At 64.5% G+C, this 22,158-nt stretch carries 17 protein-coding genes; 9 read left to right on the forward strand and 8 right to left on the reverse strand.

Annotation, left to right across the window (positions count from 1 at the left end):
* Window positions 1-29: 29 nt before the first annotated feature.
* From QJT82_RS04090 to QJT82_RS04100, 3 genes are all read right to left on the reverse strand, one after another.
* Window positions 30-191, reverse strand: a complete 162-nt coding sequence (locus tag QJT82_RS04090; protein ID WP_281446619.1) for a hypothetical protein — start codon at window positions 189-191, stop codon at window positions 30-32.
* The gene (locus tag QJT82_RS04095; protein ID WP_281446620.1) at window positions 131-490 is read right to left on the reverse strand and encodes a DoxX family protein; all 360 of its coding nucleotides are present in this window, start codon (window positions 488-490) and stop codon (window positions 131-133) included. The genes QJT82_RS04090 and QJT82_RS04095 overlap by 61 nt, the downstream gene beginning before the upstream one ends.
* Window positions 491-646: 156 nt before the next feature.
* Window positions 647-2,956: an NADP-dependent malic enzyme gene (locus QJT82_RS04100; protein ID WP_028344829.1), complete on the reverse strand. Its 2,310-nt coding sequence runs from the start codon at window positions 2,954-2,956 to the stop codon at window positions 647-649.
* 233 nt (window positions 2,957-3,189) lie between these two features.
* On the opposite strand from QJT82_RS04100, the gene QJT82_RS04105 reads away from it, so the two are divergent.
* Window positions 3,190-5,181 carry a hypothetical protein gene (locus QJT82_RS04105; RefSeq protein WP_264641821.1) on the forward strand — a complete coding sequence of 664 codons (1,992 nt, stop codon included), beginning with the start codon at window positions 3,190-3,192 and terminating at the stop codon, window positions 5,179-5,181.
* A 118-nt stretch (window positions 5,182-5,299) separates the two neighbouring features.
* On the opposite strand, the gene aspS is transcribed toward QJT82_RS04105, so the two are convergent.
* Entirely contained in the window at window positions 5,300-7,075 is a 1,776-nt protein-coding gene (gene aspS, locus QJT82_RS04110; protein ID WP_028344827.1) for an aspartate--tRNA ligase, read from the reverse strand.
* A 199-nt stretch (window positions 7,076-7,274) separates the two neighbouring features.
* Here aspS and QJT82_RS04115 point away from each other — a divergent pair, with 199 nt between their 5' ends.
* Window positions 7,275-8,747 (forward strand): protein adenylyltransferase SelO, encoded by a 1,473-nt coding sequence (locus QJT82_RS04115; RefSeq protein WP_028344826.1) that lies wholly within the window; start codon window positions 7,275-7,277, stop codon window positions 8,745-8,747.
* A 48-nt stretch (window positions 8,748-8,795) separates the two neighbouring features.
* Here the strand turns inward: QJT82_RS04115 and QJT82_RS04120 are convergent, their stop codons facing one another.
* Complete coding sequence (locus QJT82_RS04120; RefSeq protein ID WP_155258847.1) at window positions 8,796-9,314, reverse strand: hypothetical protein; 519 nt, start codon at window positions 9,312-9,314, stop codon at window positions 8,796-8,798.
* Window positions 9,315-9,829: 515 nt separating this feature from the next.
* Here QJT82_RS04120 and QJT82_RS04125 point away from each other — a divergent pair.
* From QJT82_RS04125 to QJT82_RS04145, 5 genes are all read left to right on the forward strand, one after another.
* Window positions 9,830-10,033: a hypothetical protein gene (locus tag QJT82_RS04125; protein WP_035634028.1), complete on the forward strand. Its 204-nt coding sequence runs from the start codon at window positions 9,830-9,832 to the stop codon at window positions 10,031-10,033.
* 25 nt (window positions 10,034-10,058) lie between these two features.
* Window positions 10,059-10,553, forward strand: a complete 495-nt coding sequence (locus tag QJT82_RS04130) for a DUF892 family protein (RefSeq protein WP_028344824.1) — start codon at window positions 10,059-10,061, stop codon at window positions 10,551-10,553.
* 175 nt (window positions 10,554-10,728) lie between these two features.
* The gene (locus QJT82_RS04135) at window positions 10,729-11,250 is read left to right on the forward strand and encodes an OsmC family protein (RefSeq protein ID WP_028344823.1); all 522 of its coding nucleotides are present in this window, start codon (window positions 10,729-10,731) and stop codon (window positions 11,248-11,250) included.
* 447 nt (window positions 11,251-11,697) lie between these two features.
* The gene (gene chrA / locus QJT82_RS04140) at window positions 11,698-12,921 is read left to right on the forward strand and encodes a chromate efflux transporter (protein ID WP_264641822.1); all 1,224 of its coding nucleotides are present in this window, start codon (window positions 11,698-11,700) and stop codon (window positions 12,919-12,921) included.
* A 70-nt stretch (window positions 12,922-12,991) separates the two neighbouring features.
* On the forward strand, window positions 12,992-14,140 hold the full coding sequence (locus tag QJT82_RS04145; protein ID WP_051448184.1) for an acyltransferase: 1,149 nt from the start codon (window positions 12,992-12,994) through the stop codon (window positions 14,138-14,140).
* 150 nt (window positions 14,141-14,290) lie between these two features.
* On the opposite strand, the gene QJT82_RS04150 is transcribed toward QJT82_RS04145, so the two are convergent.
* A complete protein-coding gene (locus QJT82_RS04150; RefSeq protein ID WP_028344820.1) occupies window positions 14,291-17,758 on the reverse strand; it encodes an adenylate/guanylate cyclase domain-containing protein in 3,468 nt (1,155 codons plus the stop codon).
* Between the two features lie 777 nt (window positions 17,759-18,535).
* On the opposite strand from QJT82_RS04150, the gene rnd reads away from it, so the two are divergent.
* Window positions 18,536-19,684 (forward strand): ribonuclease D, encoded by a 1,149-nt coding sequence (rnd, locus tag QJT82_RS04155; RefSeq protein WP_018271312.1) that lies wholly within the window; start codon window positions 18,536-18,538, stop codon window positions 19,682-19,684.
* 349 nt (window positions 19,685-20,033) lie between these two features.
* Window positions 20,034-20,237 (forward strand): cold-shock protein, encoded by a 204-nt coding sequence (locus QJT82_RS04160; RefSeq protein WP_016847412.1) that lies wholly within the window; start codon window positions 20,034-20,036, stop codon window positions 20,235-20,237.
* 77 nt (window positions 20,238-20,314) lie between these two features.
* On the opposite strand, the gene purN is transcribed toward QJT82_RS04160, so the two are convergent.
* The gene (gene purN, locus QJT82_RS04165; RefSeq protein WP_028344819.1) at window positions 20,315-20,965 is read right to left on the reverse strand and encodes a phosphoribosylglycinamide formyltransferase; all 651 of its coding nucleotides are present in this window, start codon (window positions 20,963-20,965) and stop codon (window positions 20,315-20,317) included.
* Entirely contained in the window at window positions 20,962-22,035 is a 1,074-nt protein-coding gene (gene purM / locus QJT82_RS04170) for a phosphoribosylformylglycinamidine cyclo-ligase (RefSeq protein ID WP_028344818.1), read from the reverse strand. Before purM ends, purN begins: the two co-directional genes overlap by 4 nt.
* Window positions 22,036-22,158 lie beyond the last annotated feature (123 nt).

Raw genomic sequence — 22,158 nt, forward strand, 5'->3', positions numbered from 1 at the left:
GCTCTACCCCCATCCAACGCCGTATTGTCCTACACGTCGCCATAGGCCGGGTCGTCGCGGCGCGGGCCGCGGCCGTAGCCGGCGATGATGAACAGCGCGCCGATCAGCGACAGGTTCTTCAGCGCATCGATCAGCGTCCTGAGGTTGTCGGGCGCCGGCTGATTCCAGAAATCAAGTCGGATCGTAGCCATGTCGTTCTGTGAGCCAAGGAGTTGCCAGACATATTTGTCTTCCTAAGACCGCTTGGCCTCCGACTTATCATCAGCCCCGCGACGATCTCGAAACCGCCGATCGTGATCGCCAGCAGCTGCATGAACGGCATGCCGACGGCGGCTTCGATCTGCTGCGTATAGGGCGCGACCACGGCCGGGATCGTCACCTTGGCCGCGAGCAGATCCGCCGTCGCCTGGATGCCGAACAGCTTGCTCGCTCCCGAATACAGGAACAGCACGGCGAACAGGATCCGCCCGAAGGTGATGAACGCTGGCATGGGTCGGCCTCACTGGATGGCGGAAATCGGACGAAGCAGGCGAAGCGATTATGGTCGCTCCGCCTGCCTCGATCAAATCGAATCCATCCCGGTTCAAACACGATGCGGAAAACCGCGCTGCGGTTTTCCGAACATAACGTGCTCAAACAACGGCCGTCAGCCGAACAGCGTCGGCTGCGCGCGGCCGGCGCGCTCCTGGGCTTCGACGGCGGCAACCGCCGTCATGTTGAGGATGCCGCGCGCCGTCACGCCGGGGGTGAGGATGTGCGCCGGGCGCGCCGGACCGATCAGGATCGGCCCCACCGGCAACGCGTTGGCGAGCGATTTGATCATCTGGTAGGCGATGTTGGCGGCATCGAGGTTCGGCATGATCAGGATGTTGGCCTCGCCTTCCAGCCGCGACTGCGGCAGCACCAGGCGCCGTGCCGCGGCCGACAGCGCGGTGTCGCCCTGCATCTCGCCGTCGGCCTCGATCTCTGGATGCTTGTCCTTCAGGAGCTGGGTGGCCCGCCGCATCTTGCGCGAGGAATCCGTGTCATAGCTGCCGAAGTCGGAATGTGACACGAAGGCGACCCTCGGCTTGAAGGCGAAGCGCTGGACGTGGATCGCCGCGAGCGACGCCACTTCAGCGAGTTCCTCCGCGCTCGGGTTCGGCCGCACCTGGGTATCGGCGAGGAAATGCGCGCCGGTGGAGGTGATCATCAGCGCCAGCGCCGCATAGTCGCTGACACCCGGCAGGAAGCCGATGATCTCGCGGACATGGCGCAGATGGCTCATGTAGCGGCCCTCGACGCCGCACAGCATGGCATCGGCCTCGCCGCGCGAGACCGCAAGCGCCGCGATCACCGTATTGTTGGTGCGGACCACGGTCCGCGCGGCCTCCGGCGTCACGCCGCGCCGGCCGGCGACGTCGATATAGGACTGCACATAGGAACGGTAGCGCGGATCGTCCTCGGGATTGATCAGGTCGAAATCGCGGCCGGCCTTGATCGACAGGCCGAAGCGCTTGATCCTGGTCTCGACCACCGATGGACGGCCGACCAGGATCGGCCGCGCCAGCTTTTCCTCGAGCACCACCTGCGTCGCGCGCAGCACGCGCTCGTCCTCGCCTTCGGCGTAGATCACGCGCACCGGCTGGGTCTTCGCCTTGGCGAACACCGGCTTCATGGTGAGGCCGGAGCGGAAGGCGAAGCGTTCGAGATTGGCTGCGTATTCGTCGAAATTGGCGATCGGCCGGGTCGCGACGCCGGACTCGATCGCGGCCTTGGCCACCGCCGGCGCGATGCGCAGGATCAGGCGCGGATCGAACGGGCTCGGGATCAGCGAGCCCGGGCCGAACCCCTGGGTCTCGCCGCTCTCGAAACCATGGGCCACCGCATCCGACGGCGGATCGCGCGCGAGCTGCGCGATAGCATCCACCGCGGCGTGCTTCATCGCCTCGTTGATCGCGGTGGCGCCGACATCGAGCGCGCCGCGGAAGATGAAGGGGAAGCAGAGCACGTTGTTGACCTGGTTCGGGAAGTCCGACCGTCCGGTGCAGATCATCGCGTCGGGACGCGCCAGACGCGCCTCATCCGGCATGATCTCCGGCACCGGATTGGCAAGCGCCATCACCAGCGGCTTGTCGCCCATCTGCTTGACCATTTCAGGCTTCAGCACGCCCGGCGCCGACAGGCCGATGAAAATGTCCGCGCCCGGAATGACGTCGGCGAGCACGCGTGCGTCGGTCTTCTGGGTATAGACCGCCTTCCAGCGATCCATCGTCGTGTTGCGGCCGTCATAGACCACACCGTCGATGTCGCAGACCCAGATGTTCTTGCGCTGCGCCCCCATCGAGACCAGCAGATTGAGGGTTGCGATCGCAGCCGCGCCCGCGCCCGAACAGACGATCTTCACATCGGACAGTTGCTTGCCGTTCAACAACAGCCCGTTGACGATCGCGGCGGCGACGATGATGGCGGTGCCGTGCTGGTCGTCATGGAAGACCGGAATCTTCATGCGCTCCTTGAGCTGCGCCTCGATCTCGAAGCACTCAGGTCCGCGGATGTCCTCGAGGTTGATGCCGCCGAAGGTCGGCTCCAGCGCGGCGACGGTCTCGACCACGCGCTCGATCGTGTCGGCCTTGATCTCGATGTCGAACACGTCGATGCCGGCGAATTTCTTGAACAGCACCGCCTTGCCTTCCATGACGGGCTTGGAGGCCAGCGGACCGATATTGCCGAGACCGAGCACCGCGGTGCCGTTCGAGACCACGGCGACCAGATTGGCCCGGGCGGTCAGCGTCGCCGCCTCGGCCGGGTTCTTGGCGATCTCGGTGCAGGCGGCGGCCACGCCCGGCGAATAGGCCAGCGCCAGGTCACGCTGGTTGGCAAGCGGCTTGATCGCCTGGATCTCGAGCTTGCCCGGCCGCGGCAGCCGATGGTAGGCGAGCGCCGCGTTGTGGAGTTCTTCAGACGATGACGACATGCGTGCTCCCCGCGTTTCCGGCCCAAATTTCTTGTTTCTGTGCTAATCCAGGCGAAAGTCATTTGTCCGGCAAATCGAGCCGGATGTGAAGCATGTCCAGCCGCTTGGATGCAACATCCGATAATGTCCCCGTCAACAGGCCCGGGCCGGCCGTTCATCGACGCCTGCCCCTCCCCGAGCCATTCCGCCGGGGATTGGCAATTTTTTTCCCTTGATGATCCGGAGTTGACCGAATGAAGAAAATTCTGCTCGGCCTGATCGCCGTCGCAGTCCTCGCGGCCGGCGGCTACTTCGGCTTCGACTTCTATGCCCAGCGCCGGGTCACCCGCGACGTCGAGGCCGCGTTCGAGCAGGTCCGCGCCACCGGCGCCAAGGCGAGCCACGGCAAGATCGCCTTCGACGTCAAGAGCCGCACCCTGACGATCGCGGACGTCACGACCGAGTCGGGGACGCAATCCCCGGTCAGCGTCAAGATTGCCAGTCTCACGATGACCGGCCTCGGTCAAACCGACACGGCACGGGTCTCCGCCGGCAATGTCGAGTTGAGCGATATCGAGATCGGCGTGGCGGGACCGACCCCGACGATCACCTCACTGACCTACAAGGCGCCGCGGATCACGGTGAAGGATTATTCCGGCCCCGCCAGCCTGCCCCAGCTTCCGGCCTCGTCGTCGATCTTCGAACTGTACCGGTCCGCGTTCGGACTGCTCGCGAGCATCAACGCGTCATCGGTCACTGCGCCCAGCTTGACCGGAACGATGACCTTCAGCGCCGCCGCAAAAGCCGGCGACGGCGCCAGCGGCGAATTCGCCTATTCGGGCATCGCCATCGAAAACATGAAGGACGGAAAGATCGCGTCCAGCAAGACCGGCAAGGTTGTGTTCACGATCAACCAGCAGGCAGCAGGCAAGCCGATCAAGCTGACTGGCGAACTCGCCAATATCGCCGCGGCCGACATCGACGTCGGCGCGATGGCGGCGATATTCGATCCAGGCAAGGCAAACGATGACAGGGAGTACCGGGTTCAGGGGCACGTTTCGGCCGGTCCTAATGTCATCACCGCTGCGCCGGGTGTGAACATGCGGATCGAGGGCGTGACCGTCGACGACACCAGGATCAATCCGTCACGGATGCAACTGCCGGCGCTGCTGGCAATGATCCCGCCGCAAGGGAGTCCGCCGCCGTCTGCCGCCCAGGCACGCGAACTGCTGGACAAGATCGCCGGCCTCTATTCGGGCATCGGAATTGCAAATGCCGAGATGCATGGGCTCTCGGTCGAGACGCCGCAGGGCCCGCTCAAACTTTCCTCGATGCGGTTCAACTTCGAACACGGCAAGATCGGCGAGCTTGCGGTCGAGGGACTCGATACCCGTGCGCCGAACGGTCCCATCAAGATCGGACGCTTCGCGCTGAAGTCGCTCGACGTCGCCAGCTTCATGCGACTGTCGGCACAATTCGCCGCGCAGAAGCCGTCCGCTGAACAGGCGCTGGCGCTGTTCCCGCTGATCGAAGGCGTCGAGGTCAAGGGAGTTGCGTCGCCCTACAAGGCCACCGGCAAGCCGATCAACATCGATGTCTTTAGCCTCGACTGGGGTCAGTTCGTCGGATCGATCCCGAGCAAGCTGCGGCTGGTCGCGAAGCTCGCGGCACCGCTGGACGCAGCGGATCCGCGGCAGCAGCCGCTCGTCGCCGCCGGGATCGACCGGATGGCGATCGACGCCGATCTCGGCGCCGTTTGGACCGAGACCTCACGCGCGTTCGCGCTGGAGCCGGTCAAGCTCGACATGGCGGGCCTGCTCAATGCGTCGGCCAGGGTCGCGCTCGGCAACGTCCCGCGCGAGGCATTCTCGACCAGCGCCGCGGAAGCAATGGGCGCGGCCGCGCAGATCGAAGCCGGCACGATCGAGCTCACGGTCCATGACCTCGGCGTCATCGATCTCGCGATCGCTCAATTTGCGCGCACCCGGAACATCAGCCGCGACGAGGCGCGCAAGGTCATCCTCGACGCCATCAAGGCGCAGGGCGGCGAGATCGGCGGGGGTAATCCCGACGCCACCGGCCTCCTTACCGCGATCAGCCAGTTCATCGAGACGCCGGGACAGACGCTGGTCATCAAGCTGACCCCGCGCGCGAAAGCGCCGGCGCTTCAATTGATGCAGTTGCTCAAGACCGATCCGCAATCGGCGCTGGCGCAATTCCGGATCGAGGCCTCGACGGGGTTATGATTCTCCCACCCGTAGCCCGGATGGAGCGAAGCGCAATCCGGGAACAGCGTCGCCGCAGGAGGGACCGCCCCCGGATTTCGCTTTCGCTCCATCCGGGCTACGCACCTCTCCTGCCCGCCTAACCCTTCGCCGGCAGGTTGGTGCGGATGTGCAGCTCCTTGAGCTGCTTCGGGGTTGCTTCCGACGGCGCGCCCATCAGCAAGTCCATGGCCTGCTGGTTCATCGGGAACAGCGAGACCTCGCGCAGATTGTTGGTGCCGCAGAGCAGCATCACGATGCGGTCGAGGCCTGCCGCCATGCCGCCGTGTGGCGGCGCGCCGTACTGGAACGCACGGTACATGCCGCCGAAGCGGTCGATGACCTCCTGCTCGCCATAGCCCGCGATCTCGAAAGCCTTCACCATCGCTTCCGGCTTGTGGTTGCGGATGCCGCCGGAGGCGATCTCGTAGCCGTTACAGGCGATGTCGTACTGGAACGCCTTGATCGTCAGCGGGTCCTGCGACGTCAGCGCGTCGAGGCCGCCCTGCGGCATCGAGAACGGGTTGTGCGAGAAGTCGACCTTCTTGTTCTCCTCGTCATACTCGTACATCGGGAAGTCGACGATCCAGGCGAGCTCGAACCGGTCCTTGTCGATCAGGTTCAATTCCTCGCCGAGCTTGGTGCGCGCGAGGCCTGCGAACTTCCAGAACTTCTCGGGATCGCCGGCGACGAAGAACGCCGCATCGCCTTCCTTGAGGCCGAGCTGGTCGCGGATCGCAGCCGTCCGCTCGGGGCCGATGTTGTTCGCCAGGGGACCCGCGCCCTCGCCGCCCTCGCGCCACATGATGTAGCCGAGGCCGGGCTGGCCTTCGCCCTGCGCCCACGAGTTCATGCGGTCGCAGAACGCACGGCTGCCGCCGCCGGTGCCGGGGATCGCCCAGACCTGGTTCTTCGGGTCTTCCAGCATCCGCGCGAACACCTTGAAGCCGGAGCCGCGGAAGTGCTCGGAGACTTCCTGCATCACGATCTTGTTGCGCAGATCGGGCTTGTCGGAGCCGTATTTGCGCACGGCTTCCGCAAACGGAATCCGCGGCCAGTTCTTGGTGACCGACTTGCCCTTGGCAAAGTCCTCGAACACGCCGGTGATGACAGGCTCCATCGCCGCGAACACGTCGTCCTGGGTCACAAAACTCATCTCGACGTCGAGCTGATAGAACTCGCCCGGCAGGCGGTCGGCGCGCGGGTCCTCGTCGCGGAAGCACGGCGCGATCTGGAAGTAGCGGTCGAAGCCCGACATCATCAGCAGTTGCTTGTACTGCTGCGGCGCCTGCGGCAGCGCGTAGAACTTGCCGGGATGAATGCGCGACGGCACCAGGAAGTCGCGCGCGCCTTCCGGCGAGGACGCCGTCAGGATCGGGGTCTGAAATTCGAAGAAGCCCTGCTCCTTCATCCGCTTGCGCATGGAATCGACCACCGCGCCGCGGGTCATGATGTTCTGGTGCAGCTTCTCGCGACGCAGGTCCAGGAAGCGATATTTCAACCTGATGTCTTCAGGATATTCCTGCTCGCCGAACACCGGCAGCGGCAGCTCGGCCGCCGGCCCGAGCACCTCGATCTCCTTGATGTAGATCTCGACCATGCCGGTCGGCAGCTCCGGATTGTCGGTGCCGGCGGGACGGCGGCGCACCTTGCCGTCGATCCGCACCACCCATTCGGAGCGGAACTTCTCGACCTCGGCGAACGCCGGCGAGTCCGGATCGGCCACGCATTGGGTGATGCCGTAATGGTCGCGCAAATCGACGAACAGCACGCCGCCATGGTCGCGGACCCGGTGAACCCAACCCGAAAGCCGGACCGTCTGGTCGATATCGCCCTCTCGGAGCGCGCCGCATGTGTGTGACCGGTAGCGATGCATAGTCGTTCCAAAAACTGATGTCGGAGGAGAATCGCGATAGGAAACTTCCTATCCGAAGGCGCTGGGTTTACCCGAGCCCGCTCGGGGCGGCAACCAAGGGAACGCCCGCTTTTGGCCCGAAACTGCAGATTTTGCCGCGATCCGGCGCCAGGGGCCGCCAACCGTTTGCCTATTCGGCCGGCAGGCCTATCTTCGGGATATGACCATTCATTTCCCGTTCCAGAACACCTATTCGGCGCTGCCGGCGAACTTTTTCGCCCGCGTCGCGCCGACCCCGGTCGCAGCCCCCCGGCTGATCAAGCTAAACCGGGCGCTCGCGGTCCAGCTCGGGCTGGACCCGGACCTGCTCTCGACGCCGGAGGGCGCCGAAATCCTTGCCGGGAAGCGGCTGCCTGACGGCGCCGATCCGATCGCCATGGCCTATGCCGGCCACCAGTTCGGGCACTTTGTTCCGCAGCTCGGCGACGGCCGCGCCATCCTGCTCGGCGAGGTCATCGACAAAAACGGCGTCCGCCGCGACATCCAGCTCAAGGGATCGGGCCCGACCCCGTTCTCCCGCCGCGGCGACGGCCGCGCCGCGCTCGGTCCGGTGCTGCGCGAATACATCGTCAGCGAGGCGATGTTCGCTTTGGGCATCCCGACCACCCGCTCGCTCGCCGCCGTCGTCACCGGTGAGCCCGTGATGCGCGAGACCGCGCTGCCCGGCGCGGTGCTGACCCGCGTCGCCGCGAGCCACATCCGCGTCGGCACCTTCCAGTTCTTCGCCGCCCGCGGCGACACCGACGGCGTGCGCGCGCTCGCCGACCATGTCATCGCCAGGCACTATCCCGAGCTGAAGGACGCCGCCCAGCCGTATCACGCCCTGCTCGCCGGCGTCGTGGCGCGGCAGGCCGCGTTGGTCGCGCGCTGGCTCCTGGTCGGCTTCATCCACGGCGTGATGAACACCGACAACACCTCGATCTCGGGCGAGACCATCGATTACGGCCCCTGCGCCTTCCTTGATGCCTACAACCCGGCGCAGGTGTTCTCCTCGATCGACGAGATGGGCCGCTACGCCTATGCCAACCAGCCGCGCATCGCGTTGTGGAATCTGACCCGGCTCGCCGAATGCCTGCTGCCGCTGTTCGCGGACGAGCAGGAGAAGGCGATCGAACAGGCGCAAGTGATCCTCGGCGAATTCCCCGAAAGGTTCACCGCGGCCTATAATGCCGGGCTGCGCGCCAAGGTCGGCCTGTTCACCACACGCGACGGTGACGAGGCGCTGATCCAGGATCTGCTGGACGCGATGGCCAAGAACGCGGCCGACTTCACGCTGACCTTCCGCCATCTCGGCGAGGCCGCGACCGATGATGCCGCCGACGTCCGCGCGCAGTTCACCGATCCCGCGGCGTTCGACGAATGGGCCGCGCGCTGGCGCGCCCGCCTCGCGCTGGAACAGCAGACGCCGGCCGAGCGCAAGGCCGCGATGGGTGCCGTCAATCCGGCCTTCATCCCGCGCAACCACCGCATCGAGGCGGTGATTGCGGCTGCGGTGAACTCGGATGACTACACGCCGTTCGAGGAATTGCTGACGGTGCTGGCAAAACCCTACGAGGACCAGCCGCACTACGCGGCCTATGCCGATCCGCCGCTCCCCGAGCAGCGCGTGACGCAGACGTTCTGCGGGACGTGAGGCCACTCACGCACGAGAAAGCACCAGCAAATGCCGGGGCCCGCCGAATTATCCGGCCCCCATCTCCGATTTTAACGGGACCGGACGATGAGCCAGGGTCTCGGTCATCACCTCGCCGCCAGCTTCGAGCAGCGCTTTCGATAGCTCCTCTGCAACTTTTGCAGCGCCATCGCTATCGATGATGGCACGCACGGCGCCGCCCGCAGCCAGCCCACCGACGCCCCCGACGATCTTCCCAACCATGGAGAACACCTGCTTGCGTCGCGCGGTTTGCTTGATCGCCTGGGTCAGTTCAATCGGAAATTCAACTCTCGTGAGAGACGCGAAGATCCGCCTATTCGGCATCGCTGCAAACCAGACAATCGATGCGATCAGGCAGATGAGACCACAAAACGCAAGGATCGTGATCCATATTCCGCGTTCGAAGACAAGGAACATCGCAGCATAGAATGCGGCGATCCAGGCAACCACAAGGCAGATGGCGATGCGTCGATCGCGCGCGCGCAATGCGCTCATCGTGTGCCAATCGATGATATGACCGTGCGAGGGATCCGCCACGGTAATCACCCAAAGACGATCGTTGGTATCATCTGCCCGATTTGGCTTCAGTTCGTCCGGACAGGACAGGACAGGACAGGAATTTCCTTCTTGGTCACGGCGCGAAAATAGGCGTCATACGAACTCTTGATCCACTGAGCCGTTCTCGGCGTGGCCACAATGCGAACCGTCGGGGAATTCATCTGCCATCCCAAAATAGACTTGCGTTTCAATCGGCATCGACGCTCCAACAATGGACGTCGACCCGTATCGCTCAACTATGATGCCAGACTACAACCAAACGGCGAGCAAGAGAAGGCCAGGTCCACGCCCAAGTAGACGCCCAGGTCCACGCCCGAGCAATCGATCGCCGCTCGCGCAGCTCCCGTTGGCCCTCCCCATCCTGGGCATCCCGGCTGGTGGCGTGGCGCCGCGCCCCTGATTTGTTTGCAACGATTTCGCGCGCGCATCGTTGGCCGGGCAGCGCGGAACGTGCGGCCTCGTCCGATCCAGGTTCCGTGCCGCCGAGATGATGGAGCGCCAGCATGAACCAGCGCGATGACGACCTGAAAACCGCGATCGAGCGCAGCAACCCGAACGGCGTCGAGCCGCCCTTCTCCGAGGACGATCTGCAGCGCCAGCAACTTGGGCCGCGCGGCGTGCCCGGGCAACCGGATCCGGCGAAGATGACGCCACAACGTGCCAAGAAAACGCCGATCGATTCCGGTTCCGGCGGCCACACCGCCTGAGCACCGAAACAAGAAGGGTTTCACGATGAGGATCACCAGCTTCAAGGACATGTATGTCGCCGAGCTTCAGGAACTCGCAAGCGTCGAGGAGCAACTCGCCGTGGCGCTGGCGCGGATGGCGGAGATCGCTTCGCATCCGTCGCTCAAGGATGCGTTCAGCCGCCATCACCGCGAGACCATCGTGCAGGGCGAGCGGTTGAAATCGCTGCTGCGCATGCATGGCGCCGATCCGCTGGAGCATACCGACCAGGCCATGCAGGCGCTGATCCACGAGACCGCCAAGATGGTCTCGCTGCTGCCCGACGACAATCTGCGCGATGCCGGCCTCGTCGCGTCGGCGCAGAAGCTCGCGCATTACGAGATCGCCGCCTATGGCAGCGCGGCCGCCCTCGCCGGCCAGCTCAATCTGCGCGACGACCAGCGGCTGCTGCACGACAGTCTCGACGAAGAGCGGCACGTCGACACGCTGCTGACGGCGCTCGCCAAGGGCGAGATCAACCAGGACGCCCTCGCCGCGTAACGCCGGATGTGTAGAGCCGTTGGCTCTACTCATCCTACGCATCTACGCATTCGGGAAAAATGCTGCTGAAAATTTCGCGCTTCGCGGAGGTGCTGTCGTTTTTATCCCGCGACTATTGCCCTGCGTGAGTCGTTCGATCAGCCTCGCATCATCGATGCCATGGGGAAGACGAACGATGAGCTTCAGGTTCAAGCAGGTTTTCGCAGACACCCAGCAGGCGCTTGGCGCCGATCCGGCGCAGGCGCAGGCCGTGTTCCAGGCGACTTCGCAACTCGGCGACGGCGTCAATAGCCGCGTTGCCGTGCGGCAATTCAACGTCAGCGTCGACGAGCCGCCGGCGCTGGGCGGCCAGGACACCGCACCGAACCCGGTCGAGTACATCCTCGCCGCGCTCGGCTCATGCCAGGAGATCACCTATCGGCTCTATGCCGACGCGCTCGGCATTCCCCTCAACGGTGTATCCGTCAAGCTGTCGGGCGCCATCGATCTGCGCGGCTTCTTCAGCGTCGATCCAGACGTGCGAGCTGGTTTCCAGCAGATCGAGGCCGAGGTCGCCATCGACAGTCCGGCCTCCGCGGCCGACATCGCCCGGCTGAAGGAAACCGTCGACCGTCATTGCCCCGTGCTGGACATCCTGCGGAACCCGACGCCGGTGGATCTGAAGCTGCGCACCGGGCCCTTGAGCGTGGCCGCCTAAAACATGATCCGGAAAAGTGCAAAGCGGCTTTCCGGCGCGACAAGCGCGGAACGCGTTTGCGCGGAGATCATGCGCAAACAGAGAGCTCAAGCGCGGTGACCACCGCGCTTGAGTTCCCCCATGTGAGCGTTAACTCACTCTCCACCATGCGCCGAGGCCGGCAGCGGTAACCATAAGGCTTAACAGCGCGTCAACGCTCCCCCAACAAGTCTAACTGTTTCTGATGGGGGAGAATGGCCCGTGGACGCATTTGCATTCGAATTTATGGGATTGGCGATGATCGCGCTCTGTCTCGTCGTGCTGGCGATGCCCGCCGCGCGCCGGCCGTCGAAGAACATCCGCTACGAGTGAGCCGCGCGAAATAGCGCGCTCAAACGTCATCGAATGGCGATATGCTCGCGCTGACGAGTCCTGACCTGGGACGCAAATTGCGGGAATTGACGACGCTTGAACGAAACCGACGTCCCGCAGCCCGGCACACCGCCCGCCACCGCGAGCTCGACGCACTCGCCGCTGGAGGTGCTGCTCATCTTCTTCAAGCTCGGCGTAAGCTGCTTCGGCGGCCCGATCGCCCATATCGGCTATTTCCGCGACGAGTTCGTCACCCGCAGGCGCTGGCTTGACGAACAGGCCTATGCGGATCTGGTCGCGCTCTGCCAATTCCTGCCGGGCCCTGCGAGCAGCCAGGTCGGCTTTTCGCTCGGCCTGATGCGCGCCGGGTACCTGGGGGCGCTGGCGGCCTGGACCGGATTCACGCTGCCCTCGGCGATCGCGCTGGTGCTGTTTGCCTTCGGCGCCAGCGGATTGAGCGGCCCTGCGGGTACCGGCCTGGTGCACGGCCTCAAGCTGGTTGCGGTAGCGATCGTCGCCCAGGCCGTCTGGGGCATGGCGCGCTCGCTCTGCCCCGACCGCGAACGCGCCTCGATCGCGACGGTCGCAGCACTCGTCATCCTCGCCAGTTCGTCGTCGATCGCGCAGATCGGCGCCATCGTTCTCGGCGCCATCGCCGGGCTTTGGCTCTGCCGGGCGCAACCGGCCAACGGGGTCACCCATATCGCGATGCCGGTATCGCGCCGCGTTGGCCTCGCAGCGCTGATCCTGTTCGTCGCGCTGTTGGTCGGACTGCCGCTGCTGTCGCGGACATGGCCCGGCCTCGGCCTGTTCGAAGCGTTCTGCCGCTCGGGCGCGCTGGTGTTCGGCGGCGGCCACGTCGTGTTGCCGCTGCTGCGCGAAGCCGTGGTGACGCCAGGCTGGATCGGCGACGATGCGTTCCTGACCGGCTATGGCGCCGCGCAGGCCGTGCCGGGCCCGCTATTCACCTTTGCCGCCTATCTCGGCGCCGTGATCGGCGGCATGCCGGGCGCGATCGTCGGCCTCGTCGGCATCTTCCTGCCGGGAATTCTCGTCCTGCTCGGAGCGCTGCCGTTCTGGGATGGCTTTCGCAAACGGCCGGCGGCGCAGGCGATGATGCGCGGCGTCAACGCCGCCGTCGTCGGCATTCTGGGGGCCGCGCTGTACAATCCGGTATGGACCAGCAGCGTGCACCGTCCGCTCGATTTCGGCATCGCGCTGGCCGGCTTCGTCCTGCTCACGGCGTGGCGCGCACCGCCGCTCGTGGTGGTGGTGCTCAGCGCGGCCGCCGGCATCGCCACGGGGCTCCTGCAATCGTGAACGATCGCGCGGTCGTTTCGCCGCGCGGATTAAGAAGGCTTTCATGCCTCGCCGCCACGATAGCGGATATATGCCGAGCGCTTCTAAACAACCGACCCGGGTTCCCGTGCTTGACCTGCTGCGGCTTGCTGCGGTCGGGGCCGTGATCCTGTATCACTACGGCTTCTGGGGCGTGGCATCGAACGGCGTGCAAAAGGTGGCGATGCCGTACCTCGCCCCGATCGCGCAATACGGCTTCCTCGGCGTCCCCGTGTTCTTCGCGATCTCTGGCTTCGTCATTGCCTATTCCGCCGAAGGCCGCACGCCGATAGGCTTTGCGATCGCCCGCTTCAGCCGCATCTATCCAACCTTCGTCATCTGCATGACGCTGACCTTCCTCGCAACGCTGCTGCTGGGCCACGCGTACTTCCACGTGACGTGGGGGCAATGGCTGGCAAACCTGTTCATCGCGGCCCCGATGCTCGGTCAGCCCTACATGGACGACGCCTATTGGTCGCTGGTGATCGAGGTCGTGTTCTACGCCTGGATCGCGCTGTTCCTGGCCTGGGGCATCTTCCCGCGGCGGATCGACACGATCATCGTGGCGTGGATCGCGATCACCTTTGCCAACGAACTCACCATCGACGTTCCCCTGTTCGAGAAACTGTTCATGGCCGACGACAGCGGCTTCTTCGCCGTCGGACTGCTGATCTATGAGCATTACCGCGGACGGCGCGACACCAGGCTGTACAGCCTGCTGTCGCTCGCGATGGGCACGGCGACATTCCAGGCCGTGCACAAGCTGGAGCGGCTCGGCGTCCACACCCATGGCAGCTTCGATCCACGCGTCGTCACGGTGATCTGCATCGTCTCGCTCGGCATCGTGTTCGCGGCCACCCGCATCAAGTCTGTAGCCTTGCCGGAAGGCTTCGTCAGGGCCGTGGGAGGCATCACCTACCCGCTCTATCTGCTGCATCTGCAGCTCGGCTACGTCATCCTGCTCCTGATCACACCAACGCCGGACGCGCTGTCGACCATGCTGGTCGTGACGGGCATGGTGCTGCTGGCCTGGTTCGTCTGGCGCTTCCTCGAAGGCCCCGCGCATTATCTCGTCAGGGACAAGCTAACGACGCTGGCCTCGCGGCACGGGTGGCCGTCACGCATTCGTGCGGGCGAAGCGCGGATCGATCGGGACGACGTTGCCCCGCCAATCGAGGCCAGCAGCATCGCCAACCGCTGATCCGTCCGGCGCACATCGCCGGAGCAGCATCCGACGTTGCCGCCGTCGCGAACCTTGGGCCGAAACGAACACCGTCATTCATCTGCGATGCGTGGTGACGACGGTCAGGCGCAAGCGGGCGGATGGCGCCCGGGGGGCGACTCGATATCCTCAGACCCGCCCGCTCCATTCATGATCTCCGGGCATTTCCATTGCCAGTTCATTCGCCAGCTCGAGCGCTTCCTTGACGTCAGGCGTAGACAGACCTTCCGTGAACGTTCGGACGACGGGTAGCAGCAACTCGGCCGCTCGCTCATGTTTGCCGGAATGTCGCCAAAGGCGCGCCAGGCTGACAGCTGACCGCAATTCAAAGGACCGCGCGCTTTGCCCGCGCGCCAGCTCGATCGAGGCGAGGAACATTCGCTCGGCGGATTCGACGGACGATGATTTCGCGTAATTGAGCGTCATCTCACCTTGCAGACGATAGATCTCGGCTTCGTAAAAATGCTCTCCCGTTCTTCTCCCGATCGCCGATGCGCTGTCGAGTTCGCGCAAGGCAGCATCCGGCAAGCCGGCACTTGCATAGGCCTTCGCGAGCAAACTCCTGAACCAGCAACTGGCGAGCCGGGCGCTCATGCCCTCGTAGCCGTCGATAGCCATTCGCATCTGGTTCAATCCCTCGTCGACATTCCCGAGCTCGGTCATCGCCCATCCTCGCAGGATGGTCGTCTGATGCTTCCAATGCAGGAAGCCGTGTTCCGATGAGAGGGCCAGTGCCCTGTTGGTGTAATCGTGGGTCCCTTCGACATCGCGGAGATGCTGACAAACGTAGGCGCCGAATGTCAGCGCAAACGACAGCGTGAAGGGGTGGCGAAGGTCTTCCGCTTCCGAAATAGCCTGCTGGCTGTATCGGCGCGCTGCGTCAGGACGGCCCAGAAACCACGACACGTACCCGAGATACGAGAGCGAGACGATGCCAGGATGGATGCCATGCGTTGCCGTCAAGGCGCCGTGTAGGTCAGGACTGTACAGATTCCTGAAGCGATGAAGGTGATGTTCGGCGGCGACAAACCGCCCGCGGTACAGCATGGTCATCGCAATCGCCCGGTGCGCCTCGATCAGATATCCCGTCTGTTGCGTCGCGGACGAACTTTGGTTCGGGGCCTCGCGCCTTGCGAACTGCAGGAGCTCCGCGCTCAGCTCATGCGCCCGTGCGAGATCGCCGCGGATAAAGTGGCACACCCAAAGTCCGCGCGTCGCCGCAAAGACCTTCGCCGTGTTGTCGAGATGCCGGCCGAGTTCGAGCGCGCGAACATAATTCTCCTCGACTTCCTGGACGGCGTATCCCTTTGCCGCGATCAGGGCGGTGCCCAGGGCGATGCGAAGCTCAAGCTCGGACTCGTTTCGGCCCTGCATGCCGGGTGAGGCTTGCAGAACCCCTAGCCCACGACGCAGATGACCGATCGCCTCCAGAGTCGCACCCTTCATTGCGGCCTGCTTTCCGGCCTTGAGCCAGACACCCGCAGCCGGCTCGCTTTGGCCGGACTCGGTCAGGTGGTAGGCGAGAAGCTCCGGTTCGCGCTCGATCTTTTCAGGATATTTTTCGGCCAGCACGCGTGCGATCTTGGCGTGCAGCGTCCTTCTTTCCCTGTGCAGCAAGCTTTCATGCGCCGCATTCTGGATCATCACGTGCTTGAACGAGTACAGCGCCTCCGGCAGAAAGCCGAAGCGGACGATCAATCCGGCGGCCTCCAGATGGTTCAGGGCGGCTTCGATCTGGTCCGCCGGCGCCTCGGCAACCTCGCGAAGGATCTCATAAGAGAACTCGCGGCCGACGGTGGCGCCGATCTGCGCGATTTTCTTGAACGATCCCATCCGGTCGAGGCGGGCCATCAGGGAATCGTTCAATGTCGCGGGAATAGCGAGCTGATGCCACGGACCGGACAAGACGAAACGCCCATGTTGCTCAGTCAAGACGTCGGACTCGAGAACGGCCTTGGTCAGCTCTTCAAGGAAGAGCGGCACGCCATCGGTCTTGACAATGATGTCCTCAATCACCTCTCTGGGAAGCTCCTTTTCTCCAGCCACACGTTCTACCAATATCGTGCGGACCTGTCGGCCGAGACGCTTGAGGTTCGCACTGATGGTGTGCGCGTGATCCTTCCAGCCCGGCTGAAACTCCGGACGACAGGTGATCACGACAAGGATCGACGCGTTGCGAACGTTCTCCACCAGCAGATCGAGCACGGCCCGCGAGGTGGGATCGATCCAATGTGCGTCCTCAAAATCGATCAGGAGCGTCTGCCCGCGCGCTTGCGCGAGCAGATGGTTGACGAGCGTGGCGATCGTCGCATCCTTCAGCTGTTGCGGCGAGAGATCCAGGGCCGCGTAACGGTCTCCGGTGGGAATTGAAAGCAACGCCGCAAGAATCGGCACCATTGTGTCCGCCTCGCCGTTCGAGGCGGCGACACCGGCTTCAAGCTTCGTCAGCCAAAGCGCAGACGCGTTCTCGCCGTCAAGGCCGAGCGCGAATTTGAGATGCTCGATGAAGGGATGAAAAGCGGTGCTGCTGTAATAGGGAGAGCACTGGAACGAAACTTGACCGTGCTGATCACCTGCGATCCGCTCCCGCAATTCCTGAACGATCCTGGACTTTCCGATTCCCGGCTCGCCCGTCAGCAGCACGACCTGCCCCTCACGGGCTTTCGCTTGCTGCCAACGCGTGAGCAGCAGCGCCACCTCTTCGGTGCGGTTGACCAGCGGCGTCAATCTGGAGCCCATGGCTGCCGCAAATCGCGTCTCGGCGCGGCAGGGCCGAACCACGAGCCAGGCCTGGGCCTTCGCGGATATCCCCTTCAGCGCGTGAAATCCTAAGTCCTGGTAGTCGAACTTTCCTCTCAGCAGGGATTGCGTCGAAGACGCAATGACGACGCCGTCTGGAGGCGCCAAGGCCTGCAGACGGGCAGCCAGATTTGGCGTCTCGCCGACTGCGGAATCGTGCTCCTCGGTGTCCTGTCCAACCAGGTCTCCGACGACAACAAGGCCGGTAGCAATCCCGATGCGCACACTGGGCCCATGACTTGCAACGTCGCGGGCGTCAGTCGCTCTCGCCGACGACAGGGTCCGTACAATTTCGAGCGCCGCACGCACCGACCGCTCGGCGTCATCCTCATGCGCATTCGGATAGCCGAAATAGACCAGAATGCCGTCCCCGAGGTAGCGGGCCGCGAAGCCTTCGTACCGCTTGACCACGCTGACGCACTTTTCCCTGAAGCTCGCGATGATGTCGCGGACGTCTTCGGGATCGAACTGTTCGGACAGCGAGGTCGACCCGACCATGTCGCAGAACATCACGGTCAGCTGGCGCCGCTCGGCGCTCACCGCTGCGCCTTCTGCGACGCTCCTGCCGCCGGCGCGACCTTTCGCCGAACCGGTCAGGGAAGCAACCGCGCGCTGCAAGCGCTTGCGATCTCCCAGCGGAAGTCCAAGTTCGACCAGATCCTGCTCGGTCAGATCGGGCAGGATGTCCATACCGATGCGATGCAGGACAAAGAGGTCGCCGTACTGGCCGAGATCAACGGTTTCGAGCCAGTGCTTGAGAGCAGCCTCCATATCGGCGCCTGGCTGTTTCTCCGGCATTGTGATCCGTCCGACTGCGGGCCATTGGCGACAATGGGCCTCGTTCGACGATGCCAAGGGGCTTGTTTACCCCAGACTGAACGCGTTCACAAAGTGCGAAACGCGCGGCGCCATCCGATTTCGCGCGCGATGACTCGGACGCGTCAGCGCCGCGAGGATGTGGCTGCGTGACTCACAGACCGCGCCACACACTCAATGTCGTCCTGGCGAAAGCCAGGACCCATTACCCCAAATGAGAGTTGTTGCGCGACGCTGGGGCCACGATCCCGTTCATGATCAAATGCGATGGTTCTGGGTCCTGGCTTTCGCCAGGACGACGATCGTGTGTGGCATCCGCGCTGTCATCGGCCGGCTCGCCGCCTCCGTTGAAGCTTCGGCGCGCCAAGGATGCATAGCGTCATCGAAGCCTTGGCGAAGACGGGACCGGGCGATGACACCGACATGAAGTACGCAATGACGATGCGCCGTATCGCGCGAGAACCACCCTCATCGTCGTCCTGGCGAAAGCCAGGACCCATTATCCCAAGTGCCTATTGCCGCGCGAGGCCGGGGCCGCGATCCCCCGGCCAGCAAATTTCGAAGATTATGGGTCCCGCCTTTCGCCCGCACGACCGCCGAATTCCCGGCACGACCGGGCCGAAAACCCCCTCGAATCACGCCCAATCAATTCAAAAATGGCCCGTCCCTCACCCCGCGCAGGGCCAAAATCCCTGCAAGACCCTTGACATAGCTGCCCTTTCGGCAGAACGCGTGTGGTTAAGCCGTTATGGACACTTCATGGATTTGATTAGCACGACCTCCGACCTCGCCGCCGCCTGCGACCGGCTCGCCAAACACAAGGTCATCACTGTCGACACCGAGTTCCTGCGGGAGACGACCTACTATCCGCTGCTCTGCGTCGTGCAGATGGCGAGCGCGGAAGAAGCCGTCGTGGTCGACGCGCTGGCACCCGGCATCGACCTCAAGCCGTTCTTCGACCTGATGTCGAACGAGGCCGTGCTCAAGGTATTCCACGCCGCGCGGCAGGACATCGAAATCGTCTGGCACCTCTCCGGTACGATCCCGCATCCGATCTTCGACACCCAGGTCGCCGCCATGGTGCTCGGCTATGGCGACAGCATCGCCTATGACCAGCTCGTCGACCGCGTCACCGGCCACCGCCCCGACAAGACCCATCGCTTCACCGACTGGTCGCGCCGGCCGCTGAGCGACGAGCAGCTGCATTACGCCGTCTCCGACGTCACCCATCTGCGCGAGGTGTTCGCGGCGCTCGACGCCGATCTGAAGAAGCGCGACCGCAGCGACTGGGTCAGCGAGGAGATGGAGGTTCTGACCTCGCCGAAGACCTACGACTTCCATCCCGAGCGTGCCTGGGAGCGGCTCAAGACCCGCGTGCGCAAGCCGCGCGAGCTCGCGGTGCTGATCGAGGTCGCCGCCTGGCGCGAGCAGGAGGCGCAGAGCCGCGACGTGCCGCGCTCGCGCGTGCTCAAGGACGATGCGGTCGGCGATATCGCCACCCACGCGCCGACCTCGCTGGAGAAGCTCGGCAATCTGCGCTCGCTGCCGAAGGGCTTCGAGCGCTCGAAATGGGGCGCCGACATCATTGCTGCCGTGCAGCGCGGGCTCGCCCGCGACCAGGCGACGCTGCCCAAGCTGGAAAAGCCGAGAAACAATTCCAACGGCGCGGCGACCGTCGAGCTGTTGAAGGTGCTGCTGCGCATGACCTCGGAGCGGCACGGCGTCGCCAGCAAGGTGATCGCCACCGTCGACGATCTCGAGCAGATCGCGGCCAGCGATCAGGCCGAGGTCGGCGCCCTGCACGGCTGGCGCCGCGAACTGTTCGGCGAGGCCGCGCTCAAGCTCAAGCACGGCCAGCTCGCGCTCGCGATCGACAAGGGCCGCGTGGTGCGGGTGGACCGGGGCTAGCGCGCGCCGCCTGCCCGGTGCGCGGCAGGTTCCACCGGCAGTCGGCCAGTGGCCGAACGCGTTGCGCCGGAGTTCGACCGGCACAGGCTGAGGTTGCGTCACGCAAAACCACCGCGCTTGCTAAGGCGCAATTTTCGTGTTGCAATCGCTTCACAATCGGATTGCGGCCGTTCGACTGTGCGTTTCGCGACGTTGACATCCAAGGCTTCGATCGAGAGGCGAAACTTCGGACTTGAAGACTTTGGATCTGACGACCCGGGAAGTGAACAGACAGCGCAAAGTCCGCTTGCGGCGTGGCACGTGGAAAACGTGGCCGCGTCTTTTTTATGTCTAAACTGGGAGAGAGACGATGCCGAAGGGTACCGTCAAATGGTTCAACCCGACCAAAGGTTACGGGTTCATCAAGCCAGCCGTCGGCGACAAGGATGTGTTCGTCCACATCTCCGCGGTCGAGCGCGCGGGCCTCAGCACATTGAACGAGAACCAGTCCGTCGAGTACGAGCTGGTGGAGAACCGCGGCAAGGCGTCGGCCGAGAACCTCAAGGTTCACTGAACGCCGCTGCCAGCGGAATTCATCGGGATGCCTCCCCCGGCAGCATCACCCCGGGGGACCTCTCGTGCTACCGCGCGCTAAGGCGCGGGCGCGATAAGCGTGCTGTCCGTCGGCGCGCTCCCAAGCGTCTTGCAGAGGTCGCCTTCGAGCTTGAGCCGGCCGCTTGCCAGAAGCCGCAGCGCCTCCGGATAGATGCGATGCTCGATGGTGATCACGCGCGCGGCGAGCGTCTCGGCCGTGTCGTCGTCAGCGACCGTGACCGCGCCCTGCATCACGATCGGTCCGGCGTCGGTCTCCGGGATCACGAAATGCACCGTCGCTCCGGACAGCTTGACCCCTGCGCGCAACGCCTGGCCGTGCGGATCGAGGCCGGGAAAGCAGGGCAACAGCGAGGGATGGATGTTGAGCATTCGCCCGTACCAATGCCGTACGAACTCGGCGGTGAACAGCCGCATGAAGCCACCGAGGCAGATCAGCTCGACCTGCCTGTCGTCGAGCGCCCGCTGCAGCATGGCCTCGAAGCCGGCGCGGTCCTTGCCGAACGGCTTGCTCTCGATGACGATGGTCGCAATGCCGCTTGCGGCGGCCTTTTCGAGCCCGGCAGCATCGGCGCGATTCGAGATCACAGCAACGATCTCGGCCGGGAAATCCTGAGCCTTCGCAGCCTCGATCAGCGCGGCCATGTTGGAGCCGCGGCCGGAGATCAGGATGGCGACGCGGCGCTTCATCGCGAGAGATCGAGATGACCGTTATAGACCACGCGATGCTCGCCTTTGGCCTCGATCACCTCGCCGAGCAGCGTCGCGGTCTCGCCGCCGGCGGTGAACGCCTCGGTCACGGCGTCGACCGCATCAGCCTTGACGATCGCGATCATGCCGATGCCGCAGTTGAAGGTGCGCAGCAGCTCGAGCTCGGCGATGCCGCCCTGCTCGGCCAGCCATTTGAACACCGGCAGCACCGGCAGCCGCGCCAGATCAATGCCGACGCCGAGATGCTTCGGCAGCACGCGCGGAATGTTGTCGGTGAACCCGCCGCCGGTGATGTGGGCGAGGCCTTTCACGGCGCCGGTGTCGCGGATCGCGCGCAGGCAGGATTTCACATAGAGCCTGGTCGGCGTCAGCAGCGCCGCGCCGAGCGTCATGACCGGCGCGAACGGCGCCGGCGCGTCATAGGCAACGCCGGACTGCTCGACGATCTTGCGCACCAGCGAATAGCCGTTGGAGTGCACGCCGGAGGAGGCCAGCCCGATCACGGCATCGCCCGCCGCGATATCCGCGGTCGGCAGCAAGGTGCCGCGCTCGGCCGCGCCGACCGCAAAGCCGCCGAGGTCGTAATCGCCATCCTTGTAGAGGCCGGGCATCTCCGCGGTTTCGCCGCCGATCAGCGCACAGCCGGATTCCCGGCAGCCTTCGGCGATGCCGGCGACGATCTGCGCGGTGGCCTCCGGATGCAGCTTGCCGCAGGCGAAATAGTCGAGGAAGAACAGCGGTTCCGCGCCCTGCACGACGAGGTCGTTGACCGACATCGCGACCAGATCGATGCCGATGCCGCCATGAATGCCGGTCTCGATCGCGATCTTCAGCTTGGTGCCGACGCCATCGGTCGCGGCCACCAGGACCGGATCCTTGAAGCCGGCGGCCTTGAGGTCGAACAGCCCGCCGAAACCGCCGATCTCGGCGTCCGCGCCAGGCCGCGCGGTGGCCCGCACCATCGGCTTGATCAGATCGACCAGTCGATTGCCGGCGTCGATATCGACACCCGAATCCGCGTAAGTGAGCCCGTTTTTGCGCTCGGTCATGCCCAATTCCAGATGATCAGGGGCTGGTTACGAGGAATTCCGCCCCCGCGCAATGGCTCGCGGCGCTGCCGCCGCGATACTATGTAGATAACACAAGGCGGCTGCGCAAAAGAGCCGGATATC

The organism is Bradyrhizobium sp. Mp19 (assembly GCF_029952935.1).
Taxonomy (GTDB): Bacteria; Pseudomonadota; Alphaproteobacteria; order Rhizobiales; family Xanthobacteraceae; genus Bradyrhizobium; species Bradyrhizobium elkanii.

What these genes read in the sequence shown, in the direction of transcription:
- purN (WP_028344819.1), bottom strand. Translation starts at nt 20,965, where the DNA reads ATGAAGCGCCGCGTCGCCATCCTGATCTCCGGCCGCGGCTCCAACATG.
- QJT82_RS04115 (WP_028344826.1), top strand. Translation starts at nt 7,275, where the DNA reads ATGACCATTCATTTCCCGTTCCAGAACACCTATTCGGCGCTGCCGGCG.
- QJT82_RS04095 (WP_281446620.1), bottom strand. Translation starts at nt 490, where the DNA reads ATGCCAGCGTTCATCACCTTCGGGCGGATCCTGTTCGCCGTGCTGTTC.
- QJT82_RS04135 (WP_028344823.1), top strand. Translation starts at nt 10,729, where the DNA reads ATGAGCTTCAGGTTCAAGCAGGTTTTCGCAGACACCCAGCAGGCGCTT.
- QJT82_RS04150 (WP_028344820.1), bottom strand. Translation starts at nt 17,758, where the DNA reads ATGCCGGAGAAACAGCCAGGCGCCGATATGGAGGCTGCTCTCAAGCAC.
- QJT82_RS04145 (WP_051448184.1), top strand. Translation starts at nt 12,992, where the DNA reads ATGCCGAGCGCTTCTAAACAACCGACCCGGGTTCCCGTGCTTGACCTG.
- aspS (WP_028344827.1), bottom strand. Translation starts at nt 7,075, where the DNA reads ATGCATCGCTACCGGTCACACACATGCGGCGCGCTCCGAGAGGGCGAT.
- QJT82_RS04100 (WP_028344829.1), bottom strand. Translation starts at nt 2,956, where the DNA reads ATGTCGTCATCGTCTGAAGAACTCCACAACGCGGCGCTCGCCTACCAT.
- QJT82_RS04105 (WP_264641821.1), top strand. Translation starts at nt 3,190, where the DNA reads ATGAAGAAAATTCTGCTCGGCCTGATCGCCGTCGCAGTCCTCGCGGCC.
- QJT82_RS04160 (WP_016847412.1), top strand. Translation starts at nt 20,034, where the DNA reads ATGCCGAAGGGTACCGTCAAATGGTTCAACCCGACCAAAGGTTACGGG.
- QJT82_RS04130 (WP_028344824.1), top strand. Translation starts at nt 10,059, where the DNA reads ATGAGGATCACCAGCTTCAAGGACATGTATGTCGCCGAGCTTCAGGAA.
- QJT82_RS04090 (WP_281446619.1), bottom strand. Translation starts at nt 191, where the DNA reads ATGGCTACGATCCGACTTGATTTCTGGAATCAGCCGGCGCCCGACAAC.
- QJT82_RS04125 (WP_035634028.1), top strand. Translation starts at nt 9,830, where the DNA reads ATGAACCAGCGCGATGACGACCTGAAAACCGCGATCGAGCGCAGCAAC.
- rnd (WP_018271312.1), top strand. Translation starts at nt 18,536, where the DNA reads ATGGATTTGATTAGCACGACCTCCGACCTCGCCGCCGCCTGCGACCGG.
- purM (WP_028344818.1), bottom strand. Translation starts at nt 22,035, where the DNA reads ATGACCGAGCGCAAAAACGGGCTCACTTACGCGGATTCGGGTGTCGAT.